Genomic DNA, 8,162 nt, shown 5'->3' on the forward strand with positions numbered 1-8,162 from the left:
CTCACAGCTCGTGGCCGAGGTCGGCCGCCAGCGAGGTGAGCAGGTCGTAGGCGGCGTCCGGGATGACGGTGCCCGGCGGGAAGACCGCCGCCGCTCCCGCCTCGTACAGCGCGTCGAAGTCCTGCGGGGGGATCACCCCGCCGACCACGATGGTGATGTCCTCCCGGCCGGCCTCGGCGAGTGCGGTGCGCAGCGCGGGGACCAGGGTGAGGTGCCCGGCGGCGAGCGAGGAGACGCCGACGATGTGCACGTCCGCCTCGACGGCCTGGCGGGCGACCTCGTCGGGGGTCTGGAAGAGCGGGCCGACGTCCACGGTGAAGCCGAGGTCGGCGAAGGCGGTGGCGATCACCTTCTGGCCGCGGTCGTGGCCGTCCTGGCCCATCTTGGCGACCAGGATGCGCGGGCGCCGGCCTTCGGCCCGCTCGAACCGCTCGACCAGGTCGCGGGTGCGCTGGAGGGAGGCCGAGGGGCCCGCTTCGTCTCGGTACACACCGGAGATGGTACGGATCTGGCCGCTGTGCCGGCCGTACACCTTCTCCAGGGCGTCCGAGATCTCGCCGACGGTGGCCTTCGCCCGGGCCGCGTCGACGGCCAGGTGCAGCAGGTTGCCGTCGAGCGAGCCGCCGCGCTGCGGGCCGGCCTCGGCGGCCCGGGTGAGCGCGTTCAGCGCGTCCTGGCAGGCCGCCTCGTCGCGCTCCTCCCGGAGCCGGCGCAGCTTTTCGAGCTGGCGGGCGCGCACCGAGGAGTTGTCGACCTTGAGCACGTCGATCTGCTCGTCGCTGTCCACCCGGTACTTGTTGACGCCGATGACCGGCTGGCGGCCGGAGTCGATCCGGGCCTGGGTGCGGGCGGCGGCCTCCTCGACGCGCATCTTCGGGATGCCCGCGTCGATGGCCTTGGCCATGCCGCCGGCCGCCTCGACCTCCTGGATGTGCTGCCAGGCGCGGCGCGCCAGGTCGTGGGTGAGCTTCTCGACGTAGGCGGAGCCGCCCCACGGGTCGATGACCCGGCAGGTGCCGGACTCCTGCTGGAGCAGCAGCTGGGTGTTGCGGGCGATCCGGGCGGAGAAGTCGGTGGGCAGGGCCAGCGCCTCGTCGAGCGCGTTGGTGTGCAGCGACTGGGTGTGGCCCTGGGTGGCGGCCATCGCCTCCACACAGGTACGGGTCACGTTGTTGAACACGTCCTGGGCGGTGAGCGACCAGCCGGAGGTCTGCGAATGGGTGCGCAGCGACAGCGACTTGGCGTTCTTCGGGTCGAACTGCTTGACCAGCTTGGCCCACAGCAGCCGGGCCGCGCGCAGCTTGGCGACCTCCATGAAGAAGTTCATGCCGATCGCCCAGAAGAACGACAGCCGCGGCGCGAAGGCGTCGACGTCCAGGCCCACGTCCAGGCCCGCGCGCAGGTACTCCACCCCGTCGGCCAGGGTGTAGGCCAGCTCCAGGTCGGCGGTGGCCCCGGCCTCCTGGATGTGGTAGCCGGAGATGGAGATGGAGTTGTACCGGGGCATCTTCTGCGAGGTGTACGCGAAGATGTCCGAGATGATCCGCATCGACGGCTGCGGCGGGTAGATGTAGGTGTTGCGGACCATGAACTCCTTGAGGATGTCGTTCTGGATGGTCCCCGCCAGCTTCTCGGGTGTCACCCCCTGCTCCTCGGCGGCCACGATGTACAGGGCCAGGACGGGCAGGACGGCGCCGTTCATGGTCATCGACACCGACATCTTGTCCAGCGGGATGCCGTCGAAGAGTTGGCGCATGTCGTAGATCGAGTCGATCGCCACGCCTGCCATGCCGACGTCGCCGGTGACGCGCGGGTGGTCGCTGTCGTAGCCGCGGTGGGTCGGCAGGTCGAAGGCGACCGAGAGGCCCTTCTGGCCGGCCGCCAGGTTGCGGCGGTAGAAGGCGTTGGACTCCTCGGCGGTGGAGAAGCCCGCGTACTGGCGGACGGTCCACGGCTGGTTGACGTACATGGTCGGGTACGGCCCGCGCAGGTACGGGGCGATGCCCGGGTAGGTCTCCAGGAAGTCCAGGCCGGCCAGGTCCGCCGTGGTGTACAGCGGCTTGACGCCGATGCCCTCGGGGGTGTCCCAGACCAGCTCGTCGACGTCCTTGCCGGTGGACTGCCGCCAGGCGGCCCGCCACTGGCCGTCGGTGACGTCCCCGGAGGGATCCCCGTTCAGCCCGATTCCGGTGAAGTCGGGGATCATCGTGCCACTCCGATCTGGTCGAGCAGGGAGGTGAGGACGGCGATGGCGTCCCCGCCCGCGTGGATGAACTCGTCTACTCCGGACGGGACTTCGCCGAGTCGACCGGCCAGCAGCACCCGTCGGGCTCCGGCCGCCTTCAGCGCGCCGGCGACGGCCTCGGCGTGCTCGCCGTACTGCGCGTCGCTGGAGCACAGGCAGGCGGCGGTGGCGCCGGAGGCGGTGAAGGCCTCGGCGAAGGCGGCCGGGTCGACGGACTCCAGCGAGGTCGTCGCGATGCCGCCGGCCTGGAACAGGTTGGCGGCGAAGGTGGTGCGCGCGGTGTGCGCGGAGGCGGTGCCGATCGAGGCCAGGAACAGCTTCGGCCGCTCGCCGGTGGCCGCGAGCTGCGCGTCCGAGCGGTCGCGCAGCGCCTCGTACGCCTCGGCGCGGCGCACCTGCGGCAGCCCGCCGCCCGGTGCGGCCGGGGCCGGTTCGCGGACCAGCGGCCGCTCCTCCAGGTGCGGGAACTCGCTGACACCGGTGACGGGTTCGCGCCGCTTGGCGAGCTTGACGGAGCGCTCCGCCCAGGTCGCGGCGATCCGCTCGCGGACCGTCCCGTCGGCGAGCGCCGCCTGCTGGCCGCCGGCCCGCTCGATCTCCTGGAACCAGGCCCAGGCGGCCGCCGCCAGCTCCTCGCCCAGCTGCTCGACGTACCAGGAGCCGCCGGCCGGGTCGATCACCCGGGCGAGGTGGGACTCCTCCAGCAGGATCGACTGGGTGTTGCGGGCGATCCGGCGGGCGAAGGCGTCCGGCAGGCCGAGGGCGCTGTCGAAGGGCAGCACGGTGACGGCGTCGGCGCCGCCCACGCCGGCGGCGAGGCAGGCGACGGTGGTGCGCAGCATGTTCACCCACGGGTCGCGGGCGGTCATCATCACCCGGGAGGTGACGGCGTGCTGGCGCTGCGCCGAGGCCGCCGCAGAGGCCCCCGACACCTCGGCGACGCGGGACCAGAGGCGGCGCGCGGCACGGAACTTGGCGATGGTGAGGAACTGGTCGGCGTCGGCCGCGTAGCGGAATTCCAGCTGGCCGAGCGCGGCGTCCACGGACAGCCCGGCGGCGGTGAGTGCCCGCAGGTAGGCGACGCCGGTGGCGAGCGAGCAGCCCAGTTCCTGGGCGGGCGAGGCGCCGGCCTCGTGGTAGGGCAGGGCGTCCACGGTCAGCGCCCGGACGCCGGGGTACTCGGCGGCGCAGCGGGCGGCCAGTGCGGTGGCCTCGGCGAGCAGCGCGGTGGTGCGTCCGGTCTCGCCGGTGCGGGCCTGGAGTCCCAGCGGGTCGGCGCCGAGGTTGCCGGCGGCGGCGCCGGGGGAGACCTCGCGCTCCTCGTACAGGGCGAACAACTGCTCGGCGGCGGCGGTGAATTCGGGTCCGGCGTCGAGTGCCACGGCGGCCAGGTCGAGGTACACGCCGGCCAGCGTCTCGGGCAGGGCCGTGACGGGCAGGCCCGCGCCGCCGAGCTCCAGCCAGAGCGAGCCGACGCCGTTCTCCAGGTCGGCCAGGACCGCCTCGTTGGTGCGCCGGCGGTCCGGGTCGGCGTGCCGCTGGCGGACGTCCCAGCCGGCGACGGCCGCGCCCTGCGGCCGGCCGCCGCGGACGAACGGGGGGAAGCCGGGGTAGCCGGCTTCGGCCGGGGCGTCCTCGGCGGTGTACAGCGGGCGGGCGCGCAGCCCGTCCGGGAGTTCGGTGGTGAGCGCCCGCTCGGCGGCGGCGCCGTCCGCGGGCTGCGCGCCGGACTTGCGCAGCACGCCCTCGACGAGCTGCTGCCACTGCTCGCGGTGTGCGGCCGGGAATTCGGCGGCGAGGGGGAGCCCTTCGGGCAGGACGTTCATGACCGCAGGTTAGCGCTCGTTCGCAGGCCCGCAGGAGGGGCGGCCCGTGTGACCTTTCCCTCGATTTGGCACGTTCTCAGCACTCCGGGCGGCGAGGAGTGCCGCGGACGGTGGCACCCGAGGTCAACGCCGGTGCCGGGGGCCACGATCGATCGCCCGGAACGGCCCGGAACAGGGGGATTGCGGAACCCCTCCACTCATCTATTAAGTTACTTCGAAGAAGGTGGGCGGGGACCGAACCCCCGTAGGTCCTCGCCCGCCTTCGCCGTCCCCTGCCGTCCCCCGAAGGAGAGCCCCCCGCCATGGGAAAGCGTCGCAAGCCCAGCCCCCCGAGCCGGGCCCGCATGGCGGTCCTCACCACGGCCATGGCCGGCGGCGCCGTCCTCGCCTCCGGCACCGCCCACGCCGAGCCCGCCCCCAACCTGGCCTCCGTCAAGGAGCAGGTGGACAAGCTCAACGAGGAGGCCGAGCAGGCCGTCGAGCAGTTCAACGGCTTCCAGGAGAAGCAGCAGAAGCTCCAGGGCGACGCCAGCAAGATCCAGGAGAAGGTCGCCCGCGGGCAGGAGGCGATGAACGAGCTGCGCTCCCAGCTCGGCGCGGTGGCCGCCGACCAGTACCGCACCAACGGCATCGACCCGTCCTTCCAGCTGATGCTCGACTCCGACCCGGCCGCCTACCTGGAGCGCGCCTCGGTCCAGAACCACCTCGCCGACTCCCAGATATCCCTGCTCAAGCAGGCCCAGAACGAGCAGCGCAAGCTCGACCAGGACCGCGCCGAGGCCACCGCCACCCTGGCCCAGCTCGACTCCGTCGGCACCGAGCTGGGGGAGAAGAAGAAGCAGATCCAGGTCAAGCTCGCCCAGGCGCAGGGCATGCTCAACAAGCTGAGCGCCGAGGACCGCGCCAAGATCAACGCCCAGCAGAACGCCGAGAAGGCCAAGGCCGAGGCCCAGGCGGCGGCCGCCGCCGACCGGGCCTCCCGCTCCTCCGAGCGCCCGAACATGAACACCCCGGCGCCGCCCGCCAGCGGTCGCGCCGCCGCCGTCCTCCAGTTCGCCTACGCCCAGCTCGGCAAGCCCTACGGCTGGGGCGCGACCGGCCCCAACAGCTTCGACTGCTCCGGCCTCACCGGCGGCGCCTACCGTGCGGGCAACGTCAAGCTGCCCCGGATGTCCCAGGACCAGTGGAACACCGGCTCCCGCGTCCAGCGCGCCGACCTCCAGCCCGGCGACCTGGTCTTCTTCTACCCCGACATCCACCACGTGGGCATCTACATCGGCGACGGCAAGATGATCCACGCCCCGCGCACCGGCAAGAACGTCGAGGTCCTCCCGATCAGCGCCATGCCGTACGTGGGCGCCGTCCGGCCGTAGCCGTAGGCCGTGGCTGCAGCTGTGTGCTGTGGCCGGCAGTCCGGCAGTCCGGCAGCCCGACAGCCCGCTCCCGCCTCGGCGGGGGCGGGCCTTCGCGTTCTCCGGGGCCGCCATCTGGACATACTTGCCTCCGCAGTCTCCCCACACCCCCAGGGTCGTCACGGAGAGAGAGCACCATGGTTGACACGCCCGCGCCCACCACCCGCGAGGAGAACCCGTGAGCCTGCCCGAGACCGTCCAGCTGGCCCCCGCCCCGGCCGACTACGCCTACACCTTCGGCGGGCGCGCACCGCTCGTCACCGTGCAGCCCGGCACCATCGTCGAACTGACCACCGAGGACTGCTTCGGCGGCAAGGTGCGCGGCACCGGCGACCTGCCCAGCCAGGTGTGCGTCTTCCCCTACCTCAACCCGGTCACCGGGCCGATCGCGGTGGCGGGCGCGGAGCCCGGCGACGTCCTCGCGGTGCACTTCGTGGAGATCACCCCGGCCCGCGACTACGGCGTCTCCAGCACCTTCCCGCACTTCGGCGCGCTGACCGCGACCCACAGCACGGCGATGCTGCACCCGCCGCTGGAGGAGCGGGTCTGGGTCTACGACCTGGACCTCAAGGCGGGCGTCTGCCGATTCCGGGCCCGCAACAGCGACTTCACGGTGGACCTCCCGCTCGACCCGATGCACGGCACCGTCGGGGTCGCCCCGGCGGCCGGCGAGGTGCTGGCCTCGATCACGCCGGGCGCGCACGGCGGCAACCTGGACACCCCCGAGATGCGGGCCGGCACCACCGCCTACTTCGGGGTGAACGTCCCGGGCGGGCTGCTCGCCATCGGCGACGGCCACGCGCGCCAGGGGGAGGGGGAGGTGTGCGGGACGGCGGTGGAGGCGGCCATGCGCACCACCGTGATCGTCGACCTGGTCAAGGGCGGCGGACCGGCCTGGCCCCGGCTGGAGGACGACCGCTTCCTGATCAGCACCGGCTCCGCCCGCCCCCTGGAGGACGCGTTCCGGATCAGCCAGCACGACCTGGTCGGCTGGACCGGGCACCTGCTCGGCCTGGACCAGCTCGACGCCTACCAACTGGTCAGCCAGGCCGGGCTGGCGCCGGCCGCCAACGTCTGCGACACCAACTACACGATGGTCGCCAAGCTGCCGAAGAGCCTGCTCGGGCGGGTCCGCGCCTACGACGGCCTGCACGACCGCCTGCGCGAAACCGCCGAGGCGTACCTGCGGCACCGGTAGGGCCGTCCGGCATCGTGAGCGGGGGGCGGCGGACGCCCTACGGGTGCGGCGCGCAGGCCAGCAGGTACGGCAGCAGCGGGAGCGCCGACACCGCCATCCAGAAGGCCAGTTGGCGCCCGCGCCGACCGTGCCCCGGGCGGGCCAGTCGGCGGACCCGGGCCAGCACCCCGCTGGCGGCCGCCGCCAGCGCCCCGCCCGACGCGGGGCCCAGTGGCCCGCCCGGCGGGATGCCGTGCGCCCCGCCCGGCGCGATTCCGGGCGCGGCGCCCGTCGGGGCCCCGGACGTCGCCAGGGCGTAGAGCGCGGAGGCCAGTTCGCTGCGCGACACCCGCGCCAGCGCGGCGTCGTCGGCCGCCATCTCCAGCAGCAGCCCCACCTCCGCCCGCCCGTGTCGGGCCAGCGGCAGCGGGCCGAACAGCAGGGCGAAGGTGTCCGCCGGGAGCCGGAACAGGTGGTGGCGGCCGCGGATGTGCCCGTGCTCGTGCGCCACCGCCGCGGCCAACTGCCGTTCGTCCAGCAGCCGCAGCGCTCCGCGCGACAGGACCACCCGGGAGCTGCGGCCGGGCAGGCAGTAGACGGTCGGGTGGGCGTGCTCCAGGATCAGGGCGCCCCAGCGTCCGTCCCGGACGGCGACCAGGTCCAGCATCGCCCGGTGCCGCCGGCGCGCCCGTCCGGCCCGGACGCCGACGGCCGTCACCACCGTGGCGATCGCGGCCCCGGCGGCGGCCAGCAGCCACCAGTCGTGGGTGTGCGGGGCGACGGGCCCGACCGGCTCGGGGTGCGGGAACAGTCCGACCAGCCCAGCCGGCTCGTGGGCGAACGGTTCCACCGCGTGGTGCGCCGCCAGCAGCAGTGCGACCAGGAAGGAGGCCATCAGGGCCAGCCAGAGCGCGGCGCCCGCCACCGGGCGCGCCTGCAACCGGGCCGAGCCGGCCAGCCGGCGCGGCAGCAGGACCCCGGTCACGGCCAGGTGGAGGCCGAGCAGCGCGAGGGTCACTCGGCGTCCCGGGCCTTCACCTGTTCCAGCGCCGCCAGCAGCGCGGACGCCTCGTCGCTGCTCATCCCGTCGACGAAGTGCAGCAGCGCACCCGCCCGGTCCGGCGTGGTCTCCAGCGCCTGGCGCATCAGCTGCGCGGTGTAGGCCTCCCGGGTGCAGGTCGGCTCGTACGCCCAGGCCCGGCCCACCTTGTCCCGGCGCAGCCAGCCCTTGGTGTGCAGGATGTCGGCCACCGTGGTGACGGTGGTGTACGCGACCGGCCGCTGACGCTGGAGGTCGTCCACCACCTCGCGTACGGTGGCGGGCCGGCCCCAGGACCACAGCCGGTCCATGATCTCGGCCTCCAGGTCGCCGAACCCGCGCAGCACCGCCGTTCTCTCCCTCGCCGACCCGCCGGCGCCCTTCGCCCGCTAGAACCCGCCCATGGTACGGCCCTCTCGCGTGTGGGTCGCCCGCGCACGCCGAAGCCCGCCCCCCATTTCGG

Annotated in this window: 6 protein-coding genes; 2 read left to right on the forward strand and 4 right to left on the reverse strand. The window is 73.7% G+C overall.

Going from position 1 to position 8,162, the window contains the following annotated elements:
- Position 1 precedes the first annotated feature (1 nt).
- A complete protein-coding gene (scpA, locus tag ACFV6I_RS12165; protein WP_380424870.1) occupies positions 2-2,206 on the reverse strand; it encodes a methylmalonyl-CoA mutase in 2,205 nt (734 codons plus the stop codon).
- Positions 2,203-4,071: a methylmalonyl-CoA mutase family protein gene (locus tag ACFV6I_RS12170; protein ID WP_380424873.1), complete on the reverse strand. Its 1,869-nt coding sequence runs from the start codon at positions 4,069-4,071 to the stop codon at positions 2,203-2,205. The genes scpA and ACFV6I_RS12170 overlap by 4 nt, the downstream gene beginning before the upstream one ends.
- Positions 4,072-4,373: 302 nt before the next feature.
- Here ACFV6I_RS12170 and ACFV6I_RS12175 point away from each other — a divergent pair, with 302 nt between their 5' ends.
- Together ACFV6I_RS12175 and ACFV6I_RS12180 are read left to right on the forward strand one after the other, a co-directional pair.
- Positions 4,374-5,444: a C40 family peptidase gene (locus ACFV6I_RS12175; protein ID WP_063346507.1), complete on the forward strand. Its 1,071-nt coding sequence runs from the start codon at positions 4,374-4,376 to the stop codon at positions 5,442-5,444.
- Positions 5,445-5,661: 217 nt separating this feature from the next.
- Positions 5,662-6,681 (forward strand): acetamidase/formamidase family protein, encoded by a 1,020-nt coding sequence (locus tag ACFV6I_RS12180; RefSeq protein ID WP_063346506.1) that lies wholly within the window; start codon positions 5,662-5,664, stop codon positions 6,679-6,681.
- Positions 6,682-6,718: 37 nt separating this feature from the next.
- On the opposite strand, the gene ACFV6I_RS12185 is transcribed toward ACFV6I_RS12180, so the two are convergent.
- Complete coding sequence (locus ACFV6I_RS12185) at positions 6,719-7,678, reverse strand: M56 family metallopeptidase (protein ID WP_380424877.1); 960 nt, start codon at positions 7,676-7,678, stop codon at positions 6,719-6,721.
- On the reverse strand, positions 7,675-8,043 hold the full coding sequence (locus ACFV6I_RS12190) for a BlaI/MecI/CopY family transcriptional regulator (protein WP_063350923.1): 369 nt from the start codon (positions 8,041-8,043) through the stop codon (positions 7,675-7,677). Before ACFV6I_RS12190 ends, ACFV6I_RS12185 begins: the two co-directional genes overlap by 4 nt.
- Between the last annotated feature and the right edge of the window lie 119 nt (positions 8,044-8,162).

Origin of the sequence: Kitasatospora sp. NPDC059803 (genome assembly GCF_042732255.1) — a bacterium.
In the GTDB taxonomy this organism is placed as follows: Bacteria; Actinomycetota; Actinomycetes; order Streptomycetales; family Streptomycetaceae; genus Kitasatospora.

What these genes read in the sequence shown, in the direction of transcription:
- scpA (WP_380424870.1), bottom strand. Translation starts at nt 2,206, where the DNA reads ATGATCCCCGACTTCACCGGAATCGGGCTGAACGGGGATCCCTCCGGG.
- ACFV6I_RS12170 (WP_380424873.1), bottom strand. Translation starts at nt 4,071, where the DNA reads ATGAACGTCCTGCCCGAAGGGCTCCCCCTCGCCGCCGAATTCCCGGCC.
- ACFV6I_RS12175 (WP_063346507.1), top strand. Translation starts at nt 4,374, where the DNA reads ATGGGAAAGCGTCGCAAGCCCAGCCCCCCGAGCCGGGCCCGCATGGCG.